Genomic DNA, 25,992 nt, shown 5'->3' on the forward strand with positions numbered 1-25,992 from the left:
TATTGCCTGACCGAAGCGTTAAATCGCCATTCAGCGGCATTTTGTCAGGACAAGTTTGCAATCCCGGGCGTTGTATGCATGAAGCCGCCCGTGAACGTCTCGACAGCACGTGGCTGCCACAAGAAGTTTTCAGGAGAAGATATCCATGTTTCGCGCTTTCCGCACCGCTCGCCGGAAGTCCTCGCATTTCGCCCTCGCTCTGGCTTTGGCTGGAGGCGTAGCTCTGGGTTCCACCGCGTTCGCTCCTGCCGCCTATGCGCAGGATCAGGACTATTCCGAAGGCTTCGTCGAAGTCTATCAGCCTGCCGCTGCTCTGACGCAGGGGGACGCTCCGGATTATGCTGGCCTGCGCGCGCAGCTTCCCGCTGTTCACGCCGCCATCCAGACACCCGATGATCGCATGGCTGCGGGCAACCTGACGCTGATTGCAGGACAGAACCTGGATGACGACGGCTTGCGCCGTCAGGGCCTCGAAATGATGATCGCCAGCGGCAAGGTTGCGCCTGAGCAGCTCGGCTCGTTCCACTGGTATGTCGCCAATTTTGCCTACAATGCCGGTGAATATGCCGCCGCGCGGACCTCGATCGACGCGGCATTGGCTAACGGCTATGTCGACAGCGACGACCAGCCGCAGAACGATCCCGAATATATCTACATGCAGAGCTATATTGCTGAAGGAAATCCGGCGGCGGCTCTGGCCTATCTTACCGATTTGGCCGAAACCCGGCAGGCGGCAGGCAACCCGTTGCCAGAACGCTACCTGCTGCGCGGCTTGCAGGATTCCTATGATGCCGAGCTCGCTGCCGAAGCGACCGATGTTTCGGTGCTGCTGCTGCAAGCCAACCCCACCCGGCAGAATTGGATCAACACGCTTCAGGTCGTCTCCGTGCTGACCGAGCTGGAACCGGCAGAACGCGTGGATCTGGCCCGGCTGATGCTGGCGACCGATGCGCTGACGCAGCGTCCTGAGTTCGTCCGCTTTGCCGAAGATCTCGATCCGCGCATCATGGGCGGCGAGGTGCTCAAGGTGTTGCAGGCGGGGATGGATGCCGGTGAGTTTGCTGCCGACGATCCCTACTATGTCGAAGTGCGCGGCATTGCCGAACCGCGTGCGGCAGAAGATCGTCGCCAGGTCGCGACCTATGTTCGGGAAGGCGAGGGCGGTGACGCCCGCGACGCTCTGGCCACCGGCGATGTTCTCTATTCGCTGGAAGATTACACCCAGGCTGCACGCTTCTACCAGCTTGCTGCGGAGCGGGGTCTGGACAGCAACACGGCGAACACCCGTCTTGGCATCGCACTCACCAAGGCCGGTGACTATCCTGCTGCCAAGGAAGCCTTTGCGAGTGTGAACGGCACGCGCGAACCAATGGCCCGGTTGTGGTCGGTCTATGTCGATACGCTTTCCGCGCAATAAATCGCGGAACTGGCAAGCATTTGCGGCGCGGAAGGCACATCGCTTTCCGCGCCGTTTTCGTGTTTGGCAGGGGATATGCACCGGAAGGTAAGGCTTCTGCGCTAGGGCACGGCCATGCGCCTTGTGCTGTTCGCCCTGCTTGCCCTGCTGATGCCCGCCCTTCCTGCCGCCGCGCAGACGGATACGCGATTGTCTCCACAATCCGGAACTGTCGCGCTTGCGGATGCCGATGCCGAACTCGCGCTGGGCACCGAATTCGATTTCTACGACCCCGCAGACGCGCGCACGATCCTTGTCGATCTCTGGGAGAATCCGCCATCCGAAGCCGAGGGAGTGCTGGGCATAATAATGCCAGCCGGGGCTTCGCCGCACGAACGATCTTGGGGCGCGATTATCACCTGGGAACCGGTAGGCTGGGTCGCCAGCGATGATGCACGCGATGCCGATTATGACGCGATGCTGGCGCAGATGCAGGCCGACGCCCGGGCGCTGAACCGCGAACGACGCGCGCAAGGCTATCCCGAAGTGCAGGTGCTGGGCTGGGCGCAGCAACCGCGGCACGACAGTGTCGCCAACACAGTCGCCTGGGCGCGCGAACTACGCTTCTTCGACGGCAGCCCCCATGCGCTGCATTACGATATGCGGCTGCTGGGGCGGCGCGGGGTGCTGAGCATGAACATGGTCGGCGAGATCGACCAGCTGGGGGAAATCCGTGCCGCAGCCGGCGAACTCGCGCGCCGTACGCAATTCAATTCCGGCGCGCGCTACGAAGATTTCGATGCCGAGCGCGACGAAGTCGCCAGCTATGGCGTGGCGGGGCTGGTGGCGACGGGCGTGGGGGTGGCTGTGGCCAAGAACCTTGGCGCGCTGGCGCTGCTGGGCAAGCTGGCGCAACCCATCGGGATTGCGCTGCTGGTGCTGGCGGCGGCTCTGGTTACGCCGTTCAGGCGGTGGTTTGGCAGTAGGCGCGAGAGGTCTAGACGTTGAATTTGAACAGCATTACGTCGCCATCCTGCACGACATATTCCTTGCCTTCCTGCCGCAGCTTGCCCGCTTCCTTCGCTCCACTTTCGCCGCCCAGCGCCACGTAGTCTTCGTAGGCGATGGTTTCGGCGCGGATGAAGCCGCGTTCGAAGTCCGAATGGATTTCTCCTGCCGCTTGCGGTGCCTTCGCTCCGACATGTACTGTCCAGGCCCGCGCTTCCTTCGGTCCGACGGTGAAGAAGGTGATGAGGTGCAGCAGGTCGTACCCGGAGCGGATCACGCGGGCGAGGCCGGTTTCGTGCAAGCCCATTTCTTCGAGGAACACCAGCCGCTCCTCCGGTTCCATCCCTACCAGCTCGCTTTCGATGGCGGCGGAAACGATCACTGCGTTGGCCCCGTCATCCTTGGCCTTGGCGAACACGGCCTGCGAAAAGGCGTTGCCTTCCGCCGCGCTGTCCTCGTCCACGTTGCACACGTAAAGCACCGGCTTGGCGGTGAGCAATTGCGCCGAGGCGAATACCTTGCGTTCCTCCTCGTCACTCGGCCAGGCGAGGCGGGCGGGCTTGCCCTCCCGGAGCATGTCGAGCGCCGGGGCCAGCACCGATGCCAGCAGCTTGGCTTCCTTGTCGCCCTGCGCGGCCTTCTTCTGCGCAGCGGGTACGCGCTTCTCGAGGCTTTCGAGATCGGACAGCATCAGCTCTGTCTCGACCGTCTCGGCATCCGAGACCGGATCGACCTTGTTTTCGACGTGCTGGATGTCGTCATCCTCGAAGCAGCGCAGCACGTGGACGATGGCATCGACTTCGCGGATATTGCCGAGGAACTGGTTGCCCAGGCCCTCGCCCTTGCTCGCCCCGCGCACGAGGCCGGCGATATCGACAAAGCCCAGTTGGGTGGGAATGGTCTTCGCCGAACCGGCAATCGCCGCCAGCTTGTCCAGCCGGGGATCGGGCACACCGACATTGCCGACGTTCGGCTCGATCGTGCAGAATGGATAGTTCGCGGCCTGCGCGGCCTGCGTTTCGGTGAGGGCGTTGAAAAGGGTGGACTTGCCGACATTGGGCAGGCCGACGATCCCGCAGCGGAATCCCATGGAAGTGTTACCTCTGGCAAATCGGAGAATGGTTGCGCGCGCCTTAGCGGGCTGGCCCGCCGATGGCCAGAGCAGGAAAGCGGTAGAGGTAAACCGCTTTTCAACAGACTCTGGCTAGCCTGCCGCGATGAAGACAATTCGCACCGCCCTGTCCGCCGGATTTCTCGCCCTTGCGCTTACCGCCTGTGGCCTCTCGCCCGAGGAGCGGCTCGAACGCGCGAGCGAAGCTTTCGCCGAAAACCGCTTCAGCGAAGCGCGGCTGGATCTCGCCAGCGTATTACAGGGGGACGCGGGCAATGTCGCCGCGCTCGAATTGCTGGCGCGCACGCAGTTGCAGCTGGGAGACGGGGAAGGGGCGGCGGCAACGCTCGAACGGTTGGTGGCGGCGGGGCGTAGCCCGGATGACCTGCCGACGCTGCTGGCCGAGGCCGAGCTCCTGCGCCGCAATTTCGAAGGCGCACTCGCGGTCGCCAGCGAATTGCGCAGCGCGGAAGGTGCGCGGATCATGGCACTGGCGCAGATCGGGCTGGGCGACGAGGAAGCTGCTGGGGAGAGTTTCGCAGCGGGACTGGGCCTGCCCGGCGAACGGTCCCGGCTGCTGGCGGACTATGCGCTCTATGCGCTGGGAACGGGCGATCCGGAACGGGCAGTGCAGCTCGCCGCCGATGCGCGGGCAGCGGATGCCGAAGGACTCGACCCGCTGGTCGCCAGCGCGCGGATTGCCCAGGCGGGGGGTGAATACGCTGCCGCACTGGGCTTCTACGAACAGGCGGTCCAGCATTGGCCCGAAAGCCGCGCGGCATTGCTCGGACGGGTAGGGATGCTCGGTGACATGGGCCGGATGGACGAGGCGCGCCCGCTGATCGAGGAACTGGCCACGCAAACGCCCGACGATCCCGATGTAGTTTACCTGCTCGCCCGATTGTCTGCGGAGGAGGGCGACTGGCAAGAGGTACGCCAACAGCTGCAACCATTGGAGAACCGCGAGGATTCGCGTCTACAACTGCTCTATTCGCGGGCGCTGCTGGAACTCGACCTGCCAGAACAGGCGCTCCCCCGGCTGACAACTTTGCTGCGCCGCGCCCCGCATTCGCTGGCCGCGCGCCGCCTGTTGGCACAAGCGCAGCTCGACGCGGGCGATGCCGGCGACGCTTTCACCACGATCCAGCCGCTGGCGGTTAGCGCCCACGCCTCGGCGCGCGATCTGGCGCTGTTTGCCGAGGTGGCACGCGCATCTGGCCGTTCCGCCGATCTGGGCGCGGCGCAATCGGCCGAGCTTTCTGCCGAACGGCTGGCGCATCTGCTCGCGCGTGCCGACGCGGCGATGGCCGACGGCAATTGGCGCGGGGCGATCGACGCCTACGAAGACCTGCGCGAGTGGACCGGCAATTCGAATGCCATGGTGCTCAACAATCTCGCCTATGCGCGCGGCCAGGCGGGGGAGGCGGATGCTGCGATCGAACTGGCTGAACAAGCGCTGGCGCTGGCGCCGCGCAATGCCTCGATCATGGATACGCTCGGCTGGCTGCTGGTGAGCAGCGGCAACGATTCCGAACGGGGTGTCGCACTGCTGGAGGAAGCGGCAGCGCTTGCTCCGGACAATGCCGCCATCCGCCGCCATCTGGAAACCGCGCGGCAGAGCTGAATTCGCCCGGGCCAGAATCGAAAAGCGCCGCCCCGTTGGGGGCGACGCCTTTCACCAGGAACTTGTCTGAAACCGCGATCAGGCGAAGGTGGGCCGCGCCATTGCCTTTTCGCTGCCACGGCGGCGGCGCATGAAGCCCAGCGCCGCGAGAGCCAGAGCCATCAGGCCGAGCGCGCCGGGAGCCGGAACCGGAGTGCCGCTGGAAGTGGTAGTTCCGCCGGAAGACGAGGTCTGCTGGCCGCTTGCCGAGGTCACGTGGCCTGCGCCGGTGATTCCCTGGTAGCGGACGAAGAAATCGTCCAGCGTTATCGAAGTCGCATCTGGGCTGAAGAATAGCGACAGCAGACCGCTGCCAGTGCTGCCTTCACTCACGCCGCCCGAATTAGAGCACGAACCGCTGCCGCCTGACTTGAAGCAGACATCGACAGCGCCGATCTGGTTGGGATAGCTGGGATCGTTGCCCGAACCGTCAGTGACGAATGCAAATGGGTATGCCCCTGTCGAACTGGCACCGGAGATGTCGGGATCGACGTTGAAAGCAAAGCTGGAGATGTTCGAGGTCAACCCGCCGCTGGTGGTGTTTTCCATCAGGTAGCTGAAATTGTAGCTGCTGCCGGTCACGCTTTCGAGCACCAGCGTCAGCGTGCCGGTCAGGTTATCGACGGTGTTGCCTGCATCGCCAGAAAAGCCATCGAAATCGATGCTGAAGCTCGAGCCGACATCGCCGGAACCAAGCGTGATCGGATCGGCAAGCGCAGGCGTTGCAAAGGCCATGGCGGCGGCTGCGACGGATGCAGAAACGAACTTGCGCATTGGATTTACCCCCAAGAGAAGTGGTTGACAGGATTCAAAGCAATCGCCGTGCCAACTGGGGAATTGCGCCGTTACGATGGTTAACGGCCCGCCACGAAAGCTTAACTTGTAAAACGGACCGACGATTCACCGAATGTTTGCGCTTGGGCGCTAGACTGCGCTGGATGATCCGTTCGCTGTTCATGCCCGTACTGGCCACGTTTGGTCTTTCCGCCTGTTCGGTCATGCAGGCCGATCCGCTCGAGAACGCGCAGCAGGCCTTCGCTGCGCAGGACTATGCCGCTGCGCGCGAGTATGCGCAGGCGGCGCTGGTGGAGGATGCTCGCGATTATGCGGCGCTTGAAGTACTGGCCCGGACTCAGCTGGCAATGGGGCTGGGAGGCGATGCCTTGGCCACTCTTGCCCGGATGGAGGAAGCGGGATCGCTGCCTGCCGAGGCCCGCCTGATCGAAGCGGAAGCGCGGCTCCAGATCGGTGAACTGGACGCGGTCGAGAGACTCCTGGAAGGACAAACCAGCGCCGAAAGCTGGCGGCTGCGCGCCTTGATGGCGGCTGTGGAAGGTGATGAAGCAGGCGCATTGGCTGCTTTTGCGCGGGGCCGCTCAGGGGACGGCGAGCAGCACCGCCTGTTCACCGCCGAAGCGAATTTTCACCTCATCCGCGGCAATGCCGACGCCGCTCGCGACGCGGTGGCACAGGCGCAGCGGCTGGCACCGCAAAGTATCGAAACGCTGTTCGTCTCCGCAAGGCTGGCGCAGTTGCGTGGCGAACCGGAGCTGGCATCCCGCGCCTACCTCGCCATTCTCGACATCGCTCCCCTCGATCGGCCCGCACTGCTCGGCGCGATTGCCGAACTTGGCAATGCAGGGCGGGTCGATCTTCTGCGTCCGCTGGTGCACCGGGGGCGCGAGGCCTATCCCGAAGACATCGAATTCTTCTATCTCACCGCACGGCTCAAAGCCGATGAAGGCCAATGGGCCGAAGTTCGCAACCTGCTGCAACAGCGCGAGGCGGCGATCTCAGAGCATCCCGACGCGCGTGGCCTTTATGGCCAGGCGCTGCTGGAACTGGGTCAGGTGGAACTGGCGCGAGCGCAGCTTGCGCCGCTTTATCGCCGCTATCCCGAAAACCCGATGTTCGCCCGTGCCTATGCGCTCGTGCTGCTCGAAAGCGGGCAGGCGGGCGAGGCGCGGCAGGTGATTGCGCCCTTTGCCTCGCGTCCCGACGCCGAGCAGGCCGACCGCGACATAGCCCATCGCGCCGCCGCCGGCTGAACCGGCAGCGATGCGCTGCTGGTCCTCCGGGTTGGGATCAGCGGTCGCGACGGCGACGGCGTGCCAGGCCGAGGCCCGCCAGTGCAGCAGCCATCAGGCCCAGCGCACCCGGTTCGGGAACGGCTGTGCCGCCCGAAGTGGTGGTCGTGGTGTTTCCGCCGGTGGTCGTGCCGCCGGTGGTGGTCGATCCGCCAGTCGTGGTCGTGGTGCTGCCGCCAGAGGTTCCGCTGCAGGTCTGGTGGCCGCAGCCGCAATAGTGCGAATGGCTCCAGCTTCCCGAGCCCCAGCTCCACCAGGTGGCGCTGGCCGGTGCTGCCATCGACAGCGCGGCGAGAGAAATGGTGATTGCGGCGATCTTCGTCTTCATGGTCTTGCCCCCTTTTGATCGGTTAACGCAAAAGGAAGCAAGCCGCGTGCCACGCTAGATAATCAGCGGAAGGCGAAGGTTAACGAATTCAACGCGGTGGGTGGAGTGTCAAATCCGTCGACAATCTAGAGCCAGCTCGCAATCTGCTCCAGCGGCTTCTTTTTCAGCGCATGTTCGGGCACGCTCGCATCCGCAGCCGGAAGCCCCGCTACTACGATCATCAGCGGTTTCTCGTTGCTCGGCCGCCCGCAGATTTCGCGCAGGAACCCCATCGGTGACGGAGTGTGCGTTAGCGTTGCCAGCCCCGCCTCGTGCAGCGTCGCGATCAGCATTCCGCAGGCAATGCCGACGCTTTCGTTGACGTAGTAGTTCTGCGTTTTTCCGTCCTCGGCGATCCCGCCGCTGCGCTGGGCGAAGCAGACGATCAGCCAGGGTGCGCTTTCTAGGAAGGGTTTGCTTGCGTCGGTGCCGATCGGGACGAGGGCGGCCAGCCATTCGTCGGACGCCTTGTGCCTTCCGCCATCGGCGCCGTAGAAGGCCCGCTCCTCTTCCTCCGCCGCCACGCGGATTGCGCGCTTCACTTCCGCTGACCCGATCACGGCGAAGTGCCACGGCTGGTGGTTGGCTCCGCTAGGCGCTGTTCCGGCGGCGGCGATGGCGTATTCGATCACCGCGCGTGGCACCGGGGCTTCGGCAAAGCTGCGGCACGAATGGCGGGTGCGGAGGCGTTCAAAGGCGGCATGGGCACGGGCCACGCGCTCGGCATCGGAATAGGCGGGCAGGGCAGGAAAGGGGTGCTGCGCCTCGCTCATCGCAATTCCTTGCGGATTACCAGCTTAAGCCCGGACCACACTTCGTCCACAGCGCACGCCTTCGTATCGATCAGGCCCAGCGACAGGCACACTTCGCGGATCGTGTCCTCGGCTATGTCGGTGGGAACGCCGGAGGCCTGCTTGGGCCAACTGACCCAGATTTGTCCGTCGACAGCTATGGCTTGGCGCAACATGGCCAACAATTCGGCGAGCAGGGCGCGCTCGGTTACAAAGATGTGCGCCGAATCCACCCCATCGGCAGGATCGCTGACGAAAGTGAGATCGAGCGCATAGTCGCCGATTTCCTCCTGCACGCTTTCGGGCATGGCATTGAACCACACCCGCTGCCCGTCCCTTAGCGAGAGCCTTTTGGCGAGCGGCTTTTCGGAGTATCCCTCGGTCATGACAGGTCAGGGCGGGCCTAGCTCTCCATCCACTCGCTGAAGAAGCTGCGGTGGGCGGCCTTGAGGTCGTCCACCGAAACGCCAAGCAGGCTGTCGCCGCCGGTCGTGCCGATGCGGGTGAAGCCGACTGCGGCCGTCTCGTCGTTCTCGGTGCCTTTGGCGAGCGCGCGGTTGAAGGCATCGGTATCGGGCACGGTGATGACATAGCGGCCTTGGTCCTCGCCAAACCACCACTGCGCCTGGGTGAAGCCTTCACCGCCCGAAACGTCCGCGCCGATGCCGCTCGCCATCGCCATTTCGGCGAGAGCCACGGCCAAGCCGCCGTCGGAAATGTCGTGCACTGCGGAGACCAGCCCCTCGGCGATCAACTGGCGGACGATCCGTCCGGCGGCCTTCTCCAGCGTCAGGTCGGTCGGGGGCGTGCGGCCTTCGTCGCGGCCGTGGATTTCCGCCAGCCATAGTGACTTGCCCAGATGCGAGCGTTCGGGATCGGGTGTCGCCCATGCCTCGGGCGCGATCAGGTAGATCGTCTCGCCCGCCGCCTTGAACGGCATCGTCATCATCAGCGCATAATCGTCGATCAGGCCGACCCCGCCGATGGCCGGGGTGGGGAGGATCGCCGAGCCGCCACCAGCCGCCTTGCTCTCGTTATAAAGGCTGACATTGCCCGACACGATCGGGAAGTCGAGTGCGCGGCAGGCCACGCCCATGCCGTCCAGCGCGTGGACCAGCTGCGCCATGATTTCGGGCCGCTGCGGATTGGCGAAGTTGAGGCAATTGGTGACGGCGAGGGGCCGCGCACCCACGGCACAAAGATTGCGATAGGCCTCGGCAATCGCCTGCTTGCCGCCTTCGTAGGGATCGGCGAACACGTAACGCGGCGTGCAATCGGTGGTGATCGCCAGCGCCTTCTTTGTCCCGTGCACCCGCACCACGCCCGCATCGCCGCCGGTCTGGAGCGTATCCGCCCCGACCTGCGAATCGTACTGCTGCGCAATCCATGCGCGCGAGGAGAGGTTTGGGCTGGCGAGCAGCTTGAGCAGGTCCGCGCCCACATCCGCGCTGTCCGGGCGATTGTTCATCGGCGCAATGCCTGCCCAGGCGGTGTATTCTTCCTTGGAGAGATAGGGCCGGTCATACAGCGGCGCATCGGCGGCGAGCGGACCAAGCGGTATGTCGCAGACCACTTCGCCCTGCCATTCGAGCACCATGTGACCGGTATCGGTGACTTCGCCGATCACTGCGAAATCGAGTTCCCACTTGCGGAAGATCGCTTCGGCCATCGGCTCCTTGCCGGGCTTCAGCACCATCAGCATCCGCTCCTGGCTTTCGCTGAGCATCATTTCGTAGGGCGTCATGCCTTCTTCGCGGCACGGCACCTTGTCCATGTCGAGCCGGATGCCCGCCTTGCCGTTGGTGGCCATTTCCACGCTGGAGGACGTCAAGCCCGCCGCGCCCATGTCCTGGATCGCGACAATCGCGTCGGTGGCCATCAGTTCGAGGCAGGCTTCGATCAGCAGCTTTTCGGTGAACGGATCGCCCACCTGCACCGTCGGACGCTTGGCATCGGCATCCTCGCCGAAATCGGCGCTGGCCATCGTTGCACCGTGAATGCCGTCGCGCCCGGTTTTGGAGCCGACATAGACGATCGGATTGCCGAGGCCGGTGGCGGCGGAATAGAATATCTTGTCCGCCTGCGCCACGCCCACCGTCATCGCGTTGACGAGGATGTTGCCGTCATAGGCGGGATGGAAATTGGTTTCCCCGCACACGGTCGGCACGCCGACGCAATTGCCGTAGCCGCCGATTCCAGCGACCACACCCTGCACCAGATGCTTCATCTTGGGATGATCGGGCCGCCCGAAGCGCAGCGCATTGGCATTGGCCACCGGCCGCGCGCCCATGGTGAAGACATCGCGCAGGATGCCGCCCACGCCGGTTGCCGCACCCTGATAGGGCTCGATGTAGCTGGGGTGGTTGTGGCTCTCCATCTTGAAGATCGCCGCCTGGCCGTCACCGATGTCGATCACGCCGGCGTTCTCGCCGGGGCCGCAGATCACCCACGGGGCTTCGGTCGGCAGCTTCTTCAGGTGCAGGCGGCTCGACTTGTAGCTGCAATGCTCGGACCACATCACCGAGAAGATGCCGAGCTCGACAAGGTTCGGCTCGCGCCCCAGCGCGTGCAGCACGCGGGCATATTCTTCTTCGGACAGCCCGTGCTGGGCGACGATTTCCGGGGTGATTTCGCTCATGTCGCTGCCCTTAGCTTGCAGGCCAGCCTGCCGCTAGTCTGGCGTTGCAAATATCCCGCGCTGGCGTAGTCTGCGTTCAACGGGCGCGCTGGTTTCTCTTCTGGAGTAATTCGCCATGGCGGTAACTGTGATTGACGGGCGCGTGGAAGCGGCTGAGGTGAAGCGTGAACGAAAGACTTTTTCGCAGTTTTCGACAATCCGGTTTGCGACTGCGGATGGCCGAGCACACACGATCAAGAACGCGCTCGTAAGTACGGACGTAATTCCGCATTTGAGCCCCGGCAGCGAGGGAAGGTATTACCTGTTCAGCAGTGCCGATCAGCGCGGTATTTACGGTTTTCGTAATGCGGCAGGCAAGTCGGTCGGCAGCTTTCCGGGCGCTAACGAAAAGCTGGCACTTTATGCAACCTTGTTCGCACTGGTGGTCATCGTTATTTACGAGGTATTCGGGGATGGGACGCCGGTGATCCTGCTGATCGCGCTTGTGCTTGGCGTAATCGGCTACTTCTTCACCCGCAAGGCTCGGATCGAATGCGAAAGGGCCTATGCCGAAGACGGGGCTGCCTTTCCGGTGCGCTGACTTCGGAGTGATGCAGTGGGCACGCGCAGCCACGGCACTCAGGTCAAACGCATCGCCGCCCAGGCCGCCACGCCCGATGCCACCGCCGTGGCAAAGGTGCCCCAGGCAATATCGGCTATGCTGATGTGAGTCGCCCAGACCTTCATCACCGCCTGGCTGGTCAGGTCGAAAGTCGCATAACACAGCGCCCCCAGCAGTGCGCCGTTGAAGGCGGCGGTGGCCACGCTGCCGCTTTCGATCCCCGGCTTCACCGCGAACCACACCATCCCGGCGATATAGATCACATAGAACGCTGCCGCCGCGCCCATGCGGAACTGCTCGGCCATGATGCTGCCGATCACCGGGCGGTAGAGATTGTCGGCCGCCCAGCGCAGCCAGAAGAAGTCCAGCATGCCGAACGCCAGCGCGGCAGCGAAATAGGCGATAATCCACTTCATCGGGCTCTCCTCAACAGCACCGCAGCTTGACCCTGCGCCCGCGCGCGGTCAATGGTCGCGGGCATGGCAGAGGACAATCCCAGCATAGCCGACATGACCTTCGAGGACGCGCTGCGCGCGCTCGAAGACGTGGTGCGCCGTCTCGAGAGTGGGGACGTGCCGCTCGACCAGTCGATTGCGCTGTACGAGCGTGGCGAGGCTCTGCGGCGCGTGTGCCAGGCGCGGCTCGATGCGGCGCAGGAGCGGATCGAGAAGATCGTGCAAGGCTCAGACGGCAAACCGACGGGCACCGTGCCCTTCGACGGCGGCTGAGGGCGGCGGGGGGTGGCACTGCTGATGGCCGACGATGTGCTCGGGCGCGGGCTGCAACATATCCAGCGCGAGATCGACGATGCGTTCGACGGGCTATTGCCCGTTCCTGACGACAATTCCGCGCGGCTGGTCGAAGCCATGCGCTACGCCGCGATCGGCGGCGGCAAGCGGGTGCGTCCGCTGCTGCTCGCCACCGTGGCCGAAATGTACGGCGCCAGCCGCGCGGCGGCGATCTACGCCGGCTGCGCGATCGAGGCGATCCACGTCTATTCGCTGATCCATGACGACCTGCCGTGCATGGACAATGATGATACCCGCCACGGCAAGCCCACCGTGCACAAGCAGTACGACGATGCGACCGCCGTGCTCGCGGGCGATTCGCTCCACGCGCTCGCCTTCGAGATCCTCGGCGGCACGCTGGTCAGCACCGATCCCTTCGTCCGCGCCGAACTGGTCCACGCGCTTGCCGCTGCCAGCGGGCACAAGGGCATGGCGGGCGGGCAGATGATGGACATCGTGGCGGAACAGGCGGGCGCGGCGTTCGACCTGCACACCATCACCCGGTTGCAACAGCTCAAGACCGGCGCGCTGCTCTGCGCGGCAGTGGAAATGGGCGCAATCCTCGCCCGCGTGCCGGAGGAGGGCAGGGCCCACCTGCGCGCCTACGCCCGCGACATTGGCCTCGCCTTCCAGATCGCCGACGACCTGCTCGACGAGGAGGGCGATGAAGCCAAGGCGGGCAAGGCGCTGCGCAAGGATGCCGAAGCGGGCAAGGCGACGTTCGTGTCGCTGATGGGCGTCGATGGCGCGCGGGCACAGGCGCGGGCGCTGTCCGACCAGGCCATCGGCCACCTCGCCAGCCACGGTTCGGAAGCGGACCTGCTGCGGGCGCTCGCGCGGTTTATCGTGGAGCGGGATCGGTGAAGGCTGAACGCATCGGCATCTACCCCGGCACTTTCGATCCCTGCACGCTGGGCCATGCCGATATCATCCGCCGCGGGTCGCGGCTGGTGGACCGGCTGATTATCGGCGTCACCACCAATCCGTCGAAAGATCCGATGTTCTCGACCGAGGAACGGATGACGATGATGAAGCGCGAGATCGCCGGACTCGGGCTGAGGAACGTCGAGATTCGCGGCTTCGATGCGCTGCTGATGAAATTTGCCGAGCACGAAGGCGCCAGCGTCATCGTCCGCGGCCTGCGCGCCGTGGCGGATTTTGAGTACGAGTACCAGATGGCGGGGATGAACCAGCAGATCAACGCGGGGATCGAGACGGTCTTCCTGATGGCGGATGTCTCGCTCCAGCCGATCGCCTCCAAGCTGGTCAAGGAAATCGCGCTCTACGGCGGCGATATAGCGCCCTTCGTCAGCCCGGCGGTAAAGGCGCTGGTGGAAGCGCGAGTAGCGGAACTGGGGCGCAAGGGGGACTATTGAGCTTAAGTCCCCCTCCCGCTGGCGGGAGGGGTTAGGGGTGGGGGCGAGCGAAGCGAGCCATGCCGTTACAGGCCCACCCCCGGCCCCTCCCGCAAGCGGGAGGGGAGAATATGTTCATTGAACTGTCAGTCACGCTCCCGTAACACGCCGCCGATCCAGCAATCCTATCGAGACGCATTCATGCTCCGCACTTTCGCGCTGTCCACACCAATAGCCCTTCTTGGAGCCGCCATCCTTGCCGTCTCCACCCCTGCGCTGGCGCAGGACACCGCGCTGTCGCCCGCGCTCGGGACGGTCGAGGCAACCAATGCCGAGGCTTCAACGCTTCCGCTGACCGTCAATTTCGACATGGCGCACGATCCGGAGAATATCCTCCTGCTCGATCTGTCCACTGGCGAGCGCGTGGCGATCCGGCTGATGCCGGCCTGGGCGCCCAATCATGTCGAGCGGATCAAGACGCTCACCCGCCAAGGGTTCTACAACGGCAATCCGTTCCACCGCGTGATCGACGGGTTCATGGCGCAATCGGGCGACCCCACCGGGACCGGGCAGGGCGGCTCAACGCTTCCCGATCTTGAAGAAGAGTTCAATTTTCTTCCCCACGTGCGCGGCACCGTTTCGATGGCCCGCGCCGATGACGAAAACAGCGCCAACAGCCAGTTCTTCATCGTCTTCTACCCGCGTTTCGCGCTCGATCGCCGCTACACCAATTTCGGCCGGGTGATTTCGAACATGCCCGCCGTGGATGCGATTTCGCGCGGCGAACCGCCGGAAAACCCGACCCGCATTCTCCAGGCCAGCATTGCCGCCGACGGTCTGCCGCAGGTGATGCCGGGGATGGCGGCGCCGGAGGAAGAGATTACCCTCGACATGCTCGACGACGCGTTCTGATCGCGATCTAGCTTGCGCCGATGCGCGTTGACCTCTTCGATTTCGAGCTGCCGCCCGAACTGATCGCGCTGCGCCCGGTGCGCCCGCGTCATGCGGCGCGGATGCTGGTGGTGGGAGGCGGTGAGCGTTTCGCCGATCGCCACGTTCACGAGCTGCCCGAGTTGCTCGAACCCGGTGACGTGCTGGTGTTCAACGATACCCGCGTGATCCCGGCGCAGCTCGAAGGCCAAAGAATTTCTGGGCGCGGCGAAGCGCGGATCGGAGCAACACTCCACAAGCGCATCGACCTGCGCCGCTGGCAGGCCTTTATCCGCAATGCCAAGCGCCTGAAAGAAGGCGACGAGATCGAATTCCCGGCAGGCGTTTCTGCAATGGCCGAGGCGCGCCATGCCGACGGCTCTTTCACCCTGGCCTTCGCCGGGGAGGAGCCGGTCGAGGTCCTGCTCGAACGCGCCGGATCGATGCCGCTGCCCCCCTACATCGCGGGCAAGCGCCCCACCGATGCGCAGGACCGCAGCGATTACCAGACGATGTTCGCTCGGGAAGATGGCGCGGTGGCTGCGCCCACGGCAGCACTGCATTTTACGTCCGAACTGATCGCAGCGCTCGATGCGCGCGGGGTGGGGCGCGAAACGCTGACGCTGCACGTGGGCGCGGGCACTTTCCTGCCGGTCAAGGCGGAGGATACCGACGATCACGCGATGCACGCGGAATGGGGACGGATCGAGGCGGATGTCGCCGCCCGGCTGAACGCGGCGCGGGTCAGCGGCGGACGGGTGATCGCCGTCGGCACAACCAGCCTTCGCCTGCTCGAAAGCGCGGCGGATGCGGACGGGATTGTCCGGCCCTTCGCCGGGGACACCTCCATTTTCATTACGCCGGGATACCGGTTCCGCGCGGTCGACGGGCTGATGACCAATTTCCATCTGCCCAAATCAACGCTGATGATGCTGGTCAGCGCGCTGATGGGCTGCGAACGGATGATGGCCGCCTATGCCCACTCTATCGCCAATGGCTATCGCTTCTACAGCTACGGGGATTCGAGCCTGCTGCTGCCCGAGGGCTAGAACCGCACCTGCCGTCCGTAGTAGTTGCCGCCGCTGCTGCCGAGGTAGCTGACGATTCCCGTCATGCTGTGAGCATCCATCCCGCTGGTGCCGTTGTTGATGATCAGTTCCTCGCCGAGATGGCAGCCGATGGACTTGGTCGCCAGCGAGACCGGATCGTTCCACTGATTGACACACAGGAAACGGTTGGCGGGGCTGATCGAATGGCCCAGTTGCGAACAGGTCGGCGCATTGAAGGCCATGCCCTTGAGCCCCAGTTCGGATGCGACCATTTGCGACAGCCCCCCTCCGAGCGAATGGCCCACAACATAGGTCGCAGATCCGCGCGGTGAAGTGCCGACGGTATCGCGCACCAGTGACAGCGCTTCGCGGAACTGCCATTCGAGCAGTTGGCGCGCCAGCTCGATAGCTACCGCAGCGCCGGGATTGGCGAGAAACACCGCCAGCGTCACGCTCCGCCCGGCAAAGCCCACATCGGCCGCCAGGTCGAGCATATCGGTTCCGCTTTCGCCGCCCATATCGGTTCCTGCGAATGCGATGATATTGGTCACGCTGCTGCCGCTCGACTGCCGGTAGAGGCCGCCCTTAAAGCCGTTGGCGCGCTCACGAAAGCTGATGCGGGTGTAGTTGGGCACCAGCACGCTGTTCGATGGCGAGTAGATTGCATCGGCCATGCAGGCGAATTCATGGATAGTCGGACACGGCATTCCATTCCCCCCAAGAGAACTGACGCGATATTTCGCTTTGCTTCGACAACCCTCTGCATGCTTTGTAAGCGAGAATTGTCTGCTGGCAAGTCTTCCTGAAGTCGAGAAAACCAAACATCCTGTGAAGAGGCCGAAACACTGTTGTTGCTCTGCTGCACGAATGGTAACATCGAGCATCAAGATTCCGGGGGGAGTGTAAAATGTCGAACGCGCTGGGTATCTATTCGCCGGTCATCAACCAGAAGCAGAACATGCAATTTTCGACCCACTACGATGTTGCATCGCTGACAGTCACTTCGCAGAAAGCCGACAACTGGCCGAGCAGGCTGGAAACGGTGTGGCACTTGCACTTGCTGGCATGGTTCGTGCTGGAACCGGTCGCCGCCCATTTCGGCACGGCGCCGAAAGTGTCGAGCGGCTATCGCTCGGACGCGGTGAACAAGGCGGTCGGCGGGTCCACCAAGTCGCAGCATTCGTTCGGCCAGGCGGCGGATTTCGAGATTGCCGGAACCGACAATCGCGAGTTGGCCAAGTGGATCAACGACAACCTGACCTTCGATCAGCTGATCCTTGAATTCTACACCTCGGCAGGTGGCATGGCGTCGGGCTGGGTGCATTGTTCGTACAAGCCCAGCGGCAACCGCAAGCAGTTCCTCACCGCGATCAAGAAGAACGGCAAGACCCAGTATCTCCCGGCCACTACGGCGCGGCTTGAAGGATTGTAACACAGGGAAAGGGGGCATTTGTCTCCCAATGGAGTGATTCGCAACGGCATGACCCTTGCCGCCTGCCGCCGTTCACCCCAATAGACGGGTATGGAATCCATCCTCGATATTCGCGGCCTCGAAAAGACCTACAAGGGCGGGGTCAAGGCGCTGGGCGGCGTCGATCTGACCATCCGGCGCGGGGAGATCTTCGCGCTGCTCGGCCCCAATGGCGCGGGCAAGACGACGCTGATCGGTGCGGTCTGCGGGCTGGTGCGCCCCACGGGCGGCACGATCGAAGTGTTCGGGCAGGATATCACCCGCAACTGGAAGGATGCGCGCCGCCGCATCGGGCTGGTGCCGCAGGAACTCAGCTTTGATATTTTCGACAAGGTGATCCGCCAGGTCCGCTATTCGCGCGGCATGTTCGGCTGCCCGCCGGACGAGGCGCGGGTGGAGGAAATCCTCCGCAGCCTCAGCCTGTGGGACAAGCGCGATGCCACCATCCGCGAACTTTCGGGCGGGATGAAGCGGCGCGTGATGATCGCCAAGGCGCTGGCGCACGATCCCGAACTGCTGTTCCTCGATGAACCCACCGCCGGGGTGGACGTGGAACTGCGGCGCGACATGTGGCGGCAGATCGATGCACTGCGCGCCAGGGGCGTGACGATCATCCTCACCACCCATTACATCGAGGAAGCCGAGGAAATGGCCGACCGGGTGGGCGTCATCAACAAGGGCCAGATCCTGCTGGTGGACGACAAGGACGCGATCATGGCCAAGCTCGGCAGGACCGAAGCCTGCTTCACCCTGGCGACCCCGCTGGAGTACATTCCCGCCCCCTTCGCCAGCTTCCCGCTGCACCTGGAGGATGACGGGCTGAGCCTCGTCTATCGCGGCGGTGACGGCACGGGCAAGGGCAAGCGCGAAGTGGCCGATGTGGCGCAGATACTGGCGCGCGAAGGGATCATGTTCACCGCCATCGAAACCCGCGAAAGCACTCTGGAGGATATTTTCGTCGATCTTGTCGAAGACAAGCGCGAAGGGCTGGCGGCATGACCTTCGGCCTCAACCTGCGCGGCGCATTCGCCATTTTCAAGAACGAGGTGATGCGGATGTTCCGCACCGCTTTCGGTTCGATCCTGTCCCCGGTGATCACGACCTCGCTTTACCTGGTGGTGTTTGGAGCGGCGATCGGCGGGCGGATGGAGCTTCCGGGCGGCGTCGATTACGCAAGCTTCATCGTCCCGGGTTTGCTGATGCTGACGCTGCTGACCGAAAGCACCAGCAACGCCAGCTTCGGCATTTACATGCCCAAGTTTACCGGGGCGATTTACGAACTGCTATCTGCCCCGGTAGGGGTGATCGAAACGCTGATCGGCTTTGTCGGCGCGGCGGCAGTGAAATCGCTGATCCTTGCGGCGATCATCCTCGGCACGGCGGCACTGATCGTCGATTACCAGATCGCCCATCCGCTGCTCGCCTTCGGTTACATCCTGCTGATCTCCGCCACCTTCTCGCTGCTCGGCTTCATCATCGGGCTGTGGGCGGACGGGTTCGAGAAGTTGCAGATCATCCCGCTGCTGATCCTGATGCCGCTGACCTTCCTTGGCGGTACATTCTATTCGATCGACGTGCTCGAAGGCCCTTGGCGCACGGTCGCGCTGTTCAATCCGGTGGTTTATCTGGTGAACGGGTTGCGCTGGACCTTCCTCGGCCAGTCGGATTTCCCGATTATGGTTTCGCTCGGCGCGACACTGGCCTTCCTGCTGGTCTGCGTCGGCATAATTGCATGGATATTCAAGACCGGCTGGCGCTTGCGCGGCTGACTTGCTAGCGAAGCTCAATGAGCAAGGCTTGGATTGTTACCGCTCCCATTTTGCTGGTCGCCCCCGCCGCCATGGCGCAGGATGCGGCGCTGCCTGATGCCGCGCGGGCGATGATCGAGGCGGCGATTGCCACCGGCGATGCCGATAGCGTCAGCGCCGTCGTCACCGCCGCCCGCAGCGCCTTCCCCGATCACACCGCCGAAATCGACGCCATGCACGCCGCCTTCAACGCCCGGCGCGCCGAGCAGGCCGCCGCCGCCGCCGCCGCGCAGGAGGCGGCGATGCGGCAAGCGGGCGTGTTCGACAACTGGAGCGGGCAGGGCGAAGTCGGCGGGTTCCTTTCCACCGGCAACACCGAGGAACTGGGCGGCACCGCCAGCCTCGCACTGCACCGGCGCGGGATCGACTGGGAACATCGCCTCCGCTTCGCCGCCGACTTCCGTCGCGCCAACGGCGTGACCACCCGCGAACAATTGCTCGCGCAATACGAACCGCGCTTCCAGATCAACGAACGCCTGTTCGCCTATGGCCTCACCCAGTTCGAGCGGGACCGGGGGCAGGGCTTCACCGAACGCTATGCCGTTTCCGGAGGCCTTGGCTATCGCCTGATCGACGGAGACGCTCTCGATCTCGCGATCAAGGCCGGCCCTGCCTACCGCATCACCAGCTTCAACGATGGCACCACCACCAGCCGCATCGCCGGGCTGTTCGGCGCCGATTTCGACTGGCAGATCACCGATTCGCTCAAGCTGACGCAGGATGCCAATGCCACGGCGGAAACTGGGGGTGAGGTGCTGCTGATCGTCGATGGGGCGAATACCAGCCTCAATGCCGTCACCGGGCTGGAAGCGGGACTGGCCGAGCGGCTGACCGCGCGCGTCTCCTACACCGTCGACTACAACAGCAACCCGCCCGCCGGTTCGGTGGGCACCGACACGCTGACCCGCTTCACGCTGATCTATGGCTTCTGAAAACCCCAGGTTCCGCTTCACCGTCAGCGCGACCGACGGGCGCGCGCGCACCGGCGCGATCGAGATGCGCCGCGGCACCATCCGCACGCCTGCCTTCATGCCCGTCGGCACCGCCGCCACGATGAAGGCGATGAAGGTGGAGGACGTGCGCAAGACGGGCGCCGACATCATCCTCGGCAACACCTACCACCTGATGCTGCGCCCCGGCGCGGAGCGGGTGGCGCGGCTCGGCGGCTTGCACAATTTCATGCGCTGGGATCGCCCGATCCTGACCGACTCCGGCGGTTACCAGGTGATGAGCCTTTCCGACCTGCGCAAGCTGACGGAGGAGGGCGTCGAATTCCGTAGCCATATCGACGGCAGCAAGCATATGCTCACCCCGGAACGCAGCATGGAAGTGCAGCGGCTGCTCGGCAGCGACATCGTGATGGCTTTCGATGAATGCCCCCGTGCGGACCGTCCGCTGGCGGAAATCGAAGCGAGCATGGAATTGTCGATGCGCTGGGCGCAGCGCAGCCGCGATGCCTTCGATGCCGGGGGCGAACACGCGGCCAATGCGGCGCTGTTCGGCATCCAGCAGGGCGCGTTGGACGAGAGCCTGCGTGCCCGCTCGGCCGAAGCGCTGCGCAAGATCGGCTTCGACGGTTACGCGATCGGAGGTCTGGCTGTGGGCGAGGGGCAGGAAGCGATGTTCGCCGTGCTCGATTACGCCCCCGGCCTGCTCCCCGAAGACGCACCGCGCTACCTGATGGGCGTGGGCAAGCCCGACGATCTGGTCGGCGCGGTGGAACGCGGGGTGGACATGTTCGACTGCGTGCTACCCACGCGATCAGGGCGGAACGGGCAAGCCTTCACCTGGAACGGCCCGGTGAACCTGCGCAATGCCCGCCACGCGGAAGACCCGGGCCCGCTCGACCCGCGCTGCACCTGCCCCACCTGCTCGCAGTACTCGCGCGCCTACCTGCACCATCTGCACAAATCGGGCGAGATTTTGGGTGCCATGCTGCTGACCGAACATAACCTGTCGTTCTACCAGCAGTTGATGCAGGCAATGCGCGATGCGATTGCCGAGGGACGGTTTGCGGCGTTTGCGAGCGGGTTTCGCCGGAATTACCTTGCGGTGAAGTAATCGCCTGATACCTTCCCGGCAAACGGAGGGATTATGCAAAACAACACCTTATCGGCCGTTATTGTCGCCGCATGCCTAGCCTGTGCGCCCGCCGCCTTGGCCCAGCAAAGCGAGGCGGAGGAACTCGCCGCCCGTTACGGCGCGCGGCCCACGGTTCTCGATATCAGCCTGTCCCCCTCCGGCACCAAGATCGCCTACATCACCTCGGACAACGCCACTACCGAGATCCTCAACGTCGTCGATCTGAACGGAACGGCAGAACCGGAGCCGCTGCTCTATCTGGGCGAGGCGAATGCCGAAATGACCCGCTGCGACTGGGTCAACGATACCTGGCTTGTCTGCAATGTGGTCGGCATTAGCCGCGTCAATGGCAGCATTCCCATCAGCTATTCGCGGCTGCTTTCGGTCGGCACCGACGGATCGGACCCCAATCTGGTGACTGCCCGCCGGTCCTCCAGCGCGCGCGGCGTGCAGCAGGATGGCGGATCGGTGTTGGCACTGGACGTGGAGGGTGAGGAGAACCGCGTCCTCATCACCCGCGATTTTCTCGAGGACACCGAAATCGGCTCCAGACTGGGTAATGCCGAACCGGGGCTTGGTGTCGAAAGTGTCGATGTCACCCGCAACCGCCGCACCACGGTGGAAGACCCGGACCAGTTCGCCACCGGCTATATCGCCGACGAGACTGGCGAAGTACGCCTGAAAATTCGTAACCCGCGCGACGGGGCCGGTCGTCTAACCGGGGCGACCCAGTACTGGTATCGTACGCCCGACTCCAGCCGCTGGATCAGGTTCGAAGGGGAACTGGCCGATTTCAACCCGGTCGCCGTCAGCGCCGCGGACAATGTTGCCTATGGTTTCCAGACTCGCGATGGCTATCAGGCACTCTATCGCGTGGCTTTGGATGGCACTGCCAACAGCGAAGTCGTGCTGTCACGCAGCGATGTCGATGTTGACGGGCTGATGCGGATCGGGCGGCAGCGGCGCGTGGTCGGCGTTTCTTATGCAACCGAGAAGCGCGAGATCGCCTATCTCGACGAGGAACTGGAGGGGCTGGCCAGCCGCTTGCAGGCCGCGCTCCCCGGCACGCCGCTGATCTCCATCGCGGATGCCTCGGCGGACGAGCGGACGCTGCTCATCGTCGCGTCCAGCGATGTCGATCCCGGCATGACCTACCTGCTGGAACGGGACAGCAATACGCTCTCTCCCTTGCTGCCGCTGCGCGATGCCGTGGCCGAACTGCCGATGGCACCGATGCGCCCGATCACTTTCCCGGCGGCGGACGGAACCCAAATTCCCGGCTATCTCACCCTGCCACTCAATGTCGAAGGGCCGATGCCCGCCGTGGTCATGCCGCACGGCGGGCCGGGTTCGCGCGACGAATGGGGCTTCGACTGGATGGTGCAGTTCTTCGCCGCACGCGGTTATGCGGTGCTCCAGCCGAATTTCCGCGGTTCGGCGGGATACGGCGAGGCGTGGTTCGGTCGAAACGGCTTTCAGCAATGGGAAGTGGCCGTGGGCGACGTCAACGATGCCGGGCGCTGGCTGGTGGCGGAAGGGATTGCCGATCCGGCGCGCCTTGGCGTGGTTGGCTGGTCCTACGGCGGCTATGCGGCGCTGCAGTCGCAGGTGGTTGATCCGGAACTGTACCAGGCCGTGGTCGCGATTGCCCCGGTCACCGATCTGGAACTGGTAGTGGAGGAAGCACGGGACTACACAAACTTCGCGGTGGTGCGCCGCTTCATTGGCGACGGTCCGCATGTTGAGGCAGGCAGCCCGGCCAACTTCGCTGACCGTTTTGCCGCGCCGGTACTGCTGTTCCACGGCACCGAAGACCTGAACGTAGGCCACTTCCAATCGCGCCGGATGCGTGACCGGCTGGAAGCGGCGGAGGCCGATGTCCGCTATGTCGAGTACGAAGGTTTCGATCACCACCTCGATCACGGCCAGGTGCGCGGCAACATGCTGTTGGCGATCGACGGGTTTCTGGGCGAGCATCTCGCCCCGTGAGTGAGGTTTTCGCGCCTGATCTCTGCTCCACCATGGAAGAGGTGCGGGCGGGGGTGGACAATGTCGATCACGAGTTGCTGGCGCTGCTCGCCACGCGCTTCGGTTACATGCGCGCGGCTGCGCGGATCAAGCCGGAGCGGGGGCAGGTGCGTGACGAAGCGCGCAAGGCCGCAGTGATCGCCGCGGCCGTGGCCGAGGCCGAAGCGCGTGGGATTCCGTCGCAAGTGATTGCACGGATGTGGGATCTGCTGGTTGAAGGCTCTATCGGCTACGAACTGGCTGAATGGGATCGTCTCAGGCGAAAGGCTTGACTGGCGAGAGGCAAGGTCGCTGCGGATTGTTACAATCACGGTCACTTGCGCCGACATCGTGTCCGCTGCAAAACGAAAAGGGCGGCCCCGCAGGACCGCCCGTTTGCGAATCCCCGCGCAGGCGGAGATCTTTATCGGCCTGAGGTCCCCGCCTGCACGGGGACTCACTCAGGGATCAGCGCGAGTAGAACTCGACCACCAGGTTCGGTTCCATCTGCACCGGGTAGGGCACTTCATCCAGCGTCGGGACGCGGGCGAAGGTCACCTTGTCGTTGCCGTCCACGGCCACATATTCCGGAATATCACGCTCGGCCAGGCTCTGCGCCTCGATCACCAGCGCCATTTCCTTGGCCTTGTCGCCCAGCGAGATCACGTCGCCCACGTCGCAGCGGCGGCTGGCTATGTTGCACTTCACGCCGTTGACGCGGATGTGGCCGTGCGAAACGAGCTGGCGCGCGGCGAAGATGGTCGGCACGAACTTGGCGCGGTACACGATCATGTCCAGCCGGCGTTCGAGCAGACCGATCAGGTTTTGGCCGGTGTCGCCCTTCATGGCGCTGGCCGCCTTGTAGGTGGACTTGAACTGCTTTTCGGTCACGTCGCCGTAGTAGCCCTTCAGCTTCTGCTTGGCGCGCAGCTGCAGGCCGAAGTCGGAGACCTTGCCCTTGCGGCGCTGGCCGTGCTGGCCGGGGCCGTACGAACGCTTGTTGACCGGGGAATTCGGGCGACCCCAGATGTTTTCACCCATCCGGCGGTCGAGTTTGTGCTTGGCGCTGGTGCGCTTCGTCATGCTGACGATTCCTTCTACTTGCTGGACCACCCCAGTGGTGATCATTTAACCCGGTATCGCACCGCCAGACCGAAATGCCTGACGCGGCTGCCGCTTCACCGGGGTGCGGAGCCAATACTTAGCGAAGGCGCGCGTTTAGCTTCGCGCGTTCCAAAGTCAAGCAGAGACGTGGTTCAGCAGCCGCCCATGGGGTCAGGGCGACACTGCACCCCGCCAGAAGCAGCGCGCCCGGTGGCACTGTGCGCTTCACCGCTGCGACGGGAGGTGGTGTTCCACTCGTTGCGGGTCATGCAGATTTCCACCCGCCGGGTGAGCGAGCCGGTGGCGCGCTGGCGGCGGCAGATCACTTCCTCGCCGGGATCGGGCTCTTCGGTGGCAGGGGCGGTGGTTTCCGTCTCGGCAGCTGGCGCGGGGGCGGTGGCAGTCGTCGCTTCCTGTGCCAGCGCCCAACTGCTCCCCAGCGCCAGCGCGGCAACGGCGGTGATGAGTGTTTTCATGATCCTGTCTCCCTTTATCGAGGATCTTAACACAGAATCGCGGGGAGTTGGAAGGCGCGCATTTGTCGTCAACTGTCGCGGCGGGCGAGCCTTTGCAATGTCGTCAGCACGCCGCGCAGGGTGCGGACTTCAAGGTGGTTCCAGCCCGGCTTGGTCAGGATCCCGCGCAGATTGCGACGGGTGGCATCGCGGCGATCTTCGGGGAAGTAGTAGCCGAGCGGTTCGAGCATGGCATCGAGGTGGTCGATCAGCCCCTCAAGCTCCTCCTGCGGGGCAGGGGGCAACAGGTCTTCCTGCGTGGGCATCACAAGCGTCTGGTGCCGCGAAAGCTCGTATGCAACCAGCATCACCGCCTGCGCCAGGTTGAGCGAGCCGAACTCCGGATTGATCGGCGCGGTGACAATGGTGCGGGCAAGCGCGACATCGTCGGTCTCCAACCCGGAGCGTTCAGGCCCGAACAGGAAAGCGCTGCGGCCCTTTTGCTGCGGCACTTCGCGCGCGGCTTCCTCCGGCGTGCGCACCGGCTTGGTCACGCCGCGCTTGCGCACCGTAGTGGCATAGACATGCGCGCAATCGGCCACTGCCTCTGCCGCGGTCTCGAACACCCGCGCCTGTTCCAGCACAATGTCCGCGCCCGAAGCGGCAGGCCCGGCGGAGGGATTGGGCCAGCCATCTCGCGGGGAGACCAGTCGCAGTTCGGTCAGCCCGAAATTGAGCATAGCCCGCGCCGCCTTGCCGATATTCTCGCCGAGCTGTGGGCGAACGAGGACGATGACAGGGGCCTCAGTCGCCAGCGGCATCACGCACCGTGCTGGCGAATTCCTCGAAATCCTTGGCCTCCCCGAAATCACGATAGACCGAGGCGAAGCGGATGTAGGCGACCGAGTCCAGTTGCCGCAGCCCGTCCATCACCATTTCACCGATGCGTTCGGAGGAGACTTCGCTCTCACCCGCGGTCTCCACCTGCCGCTGGATCCCCGAGACGAGCTGGTCGATCCGTTCCTGCTCCACTCCGCGCTTGCGGCAGGCGAGGGCGACGGATTGCTCGATCTTGGCGCGGTCGAAGCCTTCGCGGCGGTCCCCCGACTTTACCACGGTCACTTCACGCAGTTGCACGCGTTCGAAAGTGGTGAAGCGCGCCCCGCAGCCTTCGCACTGGCGGCGGCGGCGGATCGAGGTGTTGTCTTCGGTGGGGCGCGAATCCTTTACCTGGCTGTCATCGTGCGCGCAGAAAGGGCATCTCATCGGACTTTATTGGGC

Annotated in this window: 29 protein-coding genes; 17 read left to right on the forward strand and 12 right to left on the reverse strand. The window is 64.2% G+C overall.

The features are described 5' to 3' along the window. The first annotated feature begins 145 nt into the window (after nt 1-145). Complete coding sequence (locus JY451_13800; GenBank protein ID QZH74714.1) at nt 146-1,417, forward strand: hypothetical protein; 1,272 nt, start codon at nt 146-148, stop codon at nt 1,415-1,417. 114 nt (nt 1,418-1,531) lie between these two features. After that, nucleotides 1,532-2,404, forward strand: a complete 873-nt coding sequence (locus JY451_13805; GenBank protein ID QZH74715.1) for a DUF2167 domain-containing protein — start codon at nt 1,532-1,534, stop codon at nt 2,402-2,404. On the opposite strand, the gene ychF is transcribed toward JY451_13805, so the two are convergent. Beyond that, the gene (gene ychF, locus JY451_13810; GenBank protein QZH74716.1) at nt 2,394-3,494 is read right to left on the reverse strand and encodes a redox-regulated ATPase YchF; all 1,101 of its coding nucleotides are present in this window, start codon (nt 3,492-3,494) and stop codon (nt 2,394-2,396) included. The two genes, JY451_13805 and ychF, sit on opposite strands and share 11 nt — an antisense overlap. A 127-nt stretch (nt 3,495-3,621) precedes the next feature. On the opposite strand from ychF, the gene JY451_13815 reads away from it, so the two are divergent. Then, nucleotides 3,622-5,139 (forward strand): tetratricopeptide repeat protein, encoded by a 1,518-nt coding sequence (locus JY451_13815; protein ID QZH74717.1) that lies wholly within the window; start codon nt 3,622-3,624, stop codon nt 5,137-5,139. Between the two features lie 78 nt (nt 5,140-5,217). Here the strand turns inward: JY451_13815 and JY451_13820 are convergent, their stop codons facing one another. Beyond that, the gene (locus tag JY451_13820; GenBank protein QZH74718.1) at nt 5,218-5,952 is read right to left on the reverse strand and encodes a cistern family PEP-CTERM protein; all 735 of its coding nucleotides are present in this window, start codon (nt 5,950-5,952) and stop codon (nt 5,218-5,220) included. Between the two features lie 143 nt (nt 5,953-6,095). Between JY451_13820 and JY451_13825 the strand changes: the two genes are divergently transcribed. Continuing rightward, nucleotides 6,096-7,226, forward strand: coding sequence for a hypothetical protein (locus JY451_13825; protein ID QZH74719.1), 1,131 nt, complete (start codon nt 6,096-6,098; stop codon nt 7,224-7,226). Nucleotides 7,227-7,263: 37 nt separating this feature from the next. On the opposite strand, the gene JY451_13830 is transcribed toward JY451_13825, so the two are convergent. The 4 genes from JY451_13830 to purL all read right to left on the reverse strand — a co-directional run bounded on the left by JY451_13830 (nt 7,264) and on the right by purL (nt 11,061). After that, a complete protein-coding gene (locus JY451_13830; protein ID QZH74720.1) occupies nt 7,264-7,593 on the reverse strand; it encodes a PEP-CTERM sorting domain-containing protein in 330 nt (109 codons plus the stop codon). A 125-nt stretch (nt 7,594-7,718) separates the two neighbouring features. Further along, nucleotides 7,719-8,405, reverse strand: a complete 687-nt coding sequence (locus tag JY451_13835; protein QZH74721.1) for a nitroreductase family protein — start codon at nt 8,403-8,405, stop codon at nt 7,719-7,721. After that, nucleotides 8,402-8,809 (reverse strand): DUF3052 family protein, encoded by a 408-nt coding sequence (locus tag JY451_13840; GenBank protein ID QZH74722.1) that lies wholly within the window; start codon nt 8,807-8,809, stop codon nt 8,402-8,404. Before JY451_13840 ends, JY451_13835 begins: the two co-directional genes overlap by 4 nt. Nucleotides 8,810-8,826: 17 nt before the next feature. Further along, on the reverse strand, nt 8,827-11,061 hold the full coding sequence (purL, locus tag JY451_13845; protein ID QZH74723.1) for a phosphoribosylformylglycinamidine synthase subunit PurL: 2,235 nt from the start codon (nt 11,059-11,061) through the stop codon (nt 8,827-8,829). Nucleotides 11,062-11,188: 127 nt separating this feature from the next. On the opposite strand from purL, the gene JY451_13850 reads away from it, so the two are divergent. Then, the gene (locus tag JY451_13850; GenBank protein QZH74724.1) at nt 11,189-11,641 is read left to right on the forward strand and encodes a hypothetical protein; all 453 of its coding nucleotides are present in this window, start codon (nt 11,189-11,191) and stop codon (nt 11,639-11,641) included. Between the two features lie 38 nt (nt 11,642-11,679). Here JY451_13850 and JY451_13855 read toward each other — a convergent pair whose 3' ends face one another. Beyond that, the gene (locus tag JY451_13855) at nt 11,680-12,078 is read right to left on the reverse strand and encodes a DUF2177 family protein (GenBank protein ID QZH74725.1); all 399 of its coding nucleotides are present in this window, start codon (nt 12,076-12,078) and stop codon (nt 11,680-11,682) included. Nucleotides 12,079-12,141: 63 nt separating this feature from the next. Between JY451_13855 and JY451_13860 the strand changes: the two genes are divergently transcribed. From JY451_13860 to queA, 5 genes are all read left to right on the forward strand, one after another. Next, nucleotides 12,142-12,390, forward strand: a complete 249-nt coding sequence (locus tag JY451_13860) for an exodeoxyribonuclease VII small subunit (protein ID QZH74726.1) — start codon at nt 12,142-12,144, stop codon at nt 12,388-12,390. A gap of 24 nt (nt 12,391-12,414) precedes the next feature. Then, a complete protein-coding gene (locus JY451_13865; protein ID QZH76737.1) occupies nt 12,415-13,314 on the forward strand; it encodes a polyprenyl synthetase family protein in 900 nt (299 codons plus the stop codon). Then, on the forward strand, nt 13,311-13,826 hold the full coding sequence (gene coaD / locus JY451_13870) for a pantetheine-phosphate adenylyltransferase (GenBank protein ID QZH74727.1): 516 nt from the start codon (nt 13,311-13,313) through the stop codon (nt 13,824-13,826). Before JY451_13865 ends, coaD begins: the two co-directional genes overlap by 4 nt. A gap of 180 nt (nt 13,827-14,006) precedes the next feature. Next, nucleotides 14,007-14,717 (forward strand): peptidylprolyl isomerase, encoded by a 711-nt coding sequence (locus JY451_13875; protein QZH74728.1) that lies wholly within the window; start codon nt 14,007-14,009, stop codon nt 14,715-14,717. A 20-nt stretch (nt 14,718-14,737) separates the two neighbouring features. Beyond that, nucleotides 14,738-15,784 carry a tRNA preQ1(34) S-adenosylmethionine ribosyltransferase-isomerase QueA gene (queA, locus tag JY451_13880; protein QZH74729.1) on the forward strand — a complete coding sequence of 349 codons (1,047 nt, stop codon included), beginning with the start codon at nt 14,738-14,740 and terminating at the stop codon, nt 15,782-15,784. Here the strand turns inward: queA and JY451_13885 are convergent. Beyond that, nucleotides 15,781-16,458, reverse strand: a complete 678-nt coding sequence (locus tag JY451_13885; GenBank protein QZH74730.1) for a hypothetical protein — start codon at nt 16,456-16,458, stop codon at nt 15,781-15,783. The genes queA and JY451_13885 overlap by 4 nt on opposite strands. A 233-nt stretch (nt 16,459-16,691) precedes the next feature. On the opposite strand from JY451_13885, the gene JY451_13890 reads away from it, so the two are divergent. The 7 genes from JY451_13890 to JY451_13920 all read left to right on the forward strand — a co-directional run bounded on the left by JY451_13890 (nt 16,692) and on the right by JY451_13920 (nt 23,445). Beyond that, nucleotides 16,692-17,216: a hypothetical protein gene (locus JY451_13890; GenBank protein ID QZH74731.1), complete on the forward strand. Its 525-nt coding sequence runs from the start codon at nt 16,692-16,694 to the stop codon at nt 17,214-17,216. Nucleotides 17,217-17,306: 90 nt separating this feature from the next. Continuing rightward, nucleotides 17,307-18,254: an ABC transporter ATP-binding protein gene (locus JY451_13895; protein ID QZH74732.1), complete on the forward strand. Its 948-nt coding sequence runs from the start codon at nt 17,307-17,309 to the stop codon at nt 18,252-18,254. Further along, on the forward strand, nt 18,251-19,024 hold the full coding sequence (locus tag JY451_13900) for an ABC transporter permease (protein QZH74733.1): 774 nt from the start codon (nt 18,251-18,253) through the stop codon (nt 19,022-19,024). The genes JY451_13895 and JY451_13900 overlap by 4 nt, the downstream gene beginning before the upstream one ends. A 17-nt stretch (nt 19,025-19,041) precedes the next feature. Beyond that, the gene (locus JY451_13905) at nt 19,042-19,995 is read left to right on the forward strand and encodes a DUF481 domain-containing protein (GenBank protein QZH74734.1); all 954 of its coding nucleotides are present in this window, start codon (nt 19,042-19,044) and stop codon (nt 19,993-19,995) included. Continuing rightward, the gene (gene tgt / locus JY451_13910; GenBank protein QZH74735.1) at nt 19,985-21,124 is read left to right on the forward strand and encodes a tRNA guanosine(34) transglycosylase Tgt; all 1,140 of its coding nucleotides are present in this window, start codon (nt 19,985-19,987) and stop codon (nt 21,122-21,124) included. Before JY451_13905 ends, tgt begins: the two co-directional genes overlap by 11 nt. A 33-nt stretch (nt 21,125-21,157) precedes the next feature. After that, nucleotides 21,158-23,134, forward strand: coding sequence for a S9 family peptidase (locus JY451_13915; protein ID QZH74736.1), 1,977 nt, complete (start codon nt 21,158-21,160; stop codon nt 23,132-23,134). Between the two features lie 32 nt (nt 23,135-23,166). Beyond that, nucleotides 23,167-23,445: a chorismate mutase gene (locus JY451_13920; GenBank protein QZH76738.1), complete on the forward strand. Its 279-nt coding sequence runs from the start codon at nt 23,167-23,169 to the stop codon at nt 23,443-23,445. A 175-nt stretch (nt 23,446-23,620) separates the two neighbouring features. Here the strand turns inward: JY451_13920 and rpsD are convergent, their stop codons facing one another. The 4 genes from rpsD to nrdR form a co-directional block, all read right to left on the reverse strand. Next, nucleotides 23,621-24,235, reverse strand: coding sequence for a 30S ribosomal protein S4 (gene rpsD, locus JY451_13925; GenBank protein ID QZH74737.1), 615 nt, complete (start codon nt 24,233-24,235; stop codon nt 23,621-23,623). Between the two features lie 173 nt (nt 24,236-24,408). After that, complete coding sequence (locus JY451_13930; protein QZH74738.1) at nt 24,409-24,732, reverse strand: hypothetical protein; 324 nt, start codon at nt 24,730-24,732, stop codon at nt 24,409-24,411. A 68-nt stretch (nt 24,733-24,800) separates the two neighbouring features. After that, the gene (locus JY451_13935; protein QZH74739.1) at nt 24,801-25,532 is read right to left on the reverse strand and encodes an RNA methyltransferase; all 732 of its coding nucleotides are present in this window, start codon (nt 25,530-25,532) and stop codon (nt 24,801-24,803) included. Beyond that, nucleotides 25,516-25,977, reverse strand: coding sequence for a transcriptional repressor NrdR (gene nrdR, locus JY451_13940; protein QZH74740.1), 462 nt, complete (start codon nt 25,975-25,977; stop codon nt 25,516-25,518). The genes JY451_13935 and nrdR overlap by 17 nt, the downstream gene beginning before the upstream one ends. Between the last annotated feature and the right edge of the window lie 15 nt (nt 25,978-25,992).

This window comes from Erythrobacter sp. (assembly GCA_019739335.1).
Classification (GTDB): domain Bacteria; phylum Pseudomonadota; class Alphaproteobacteria; order Sphingomonadales; family Sphingomonadaceae; genus Alteraurantiacibacter.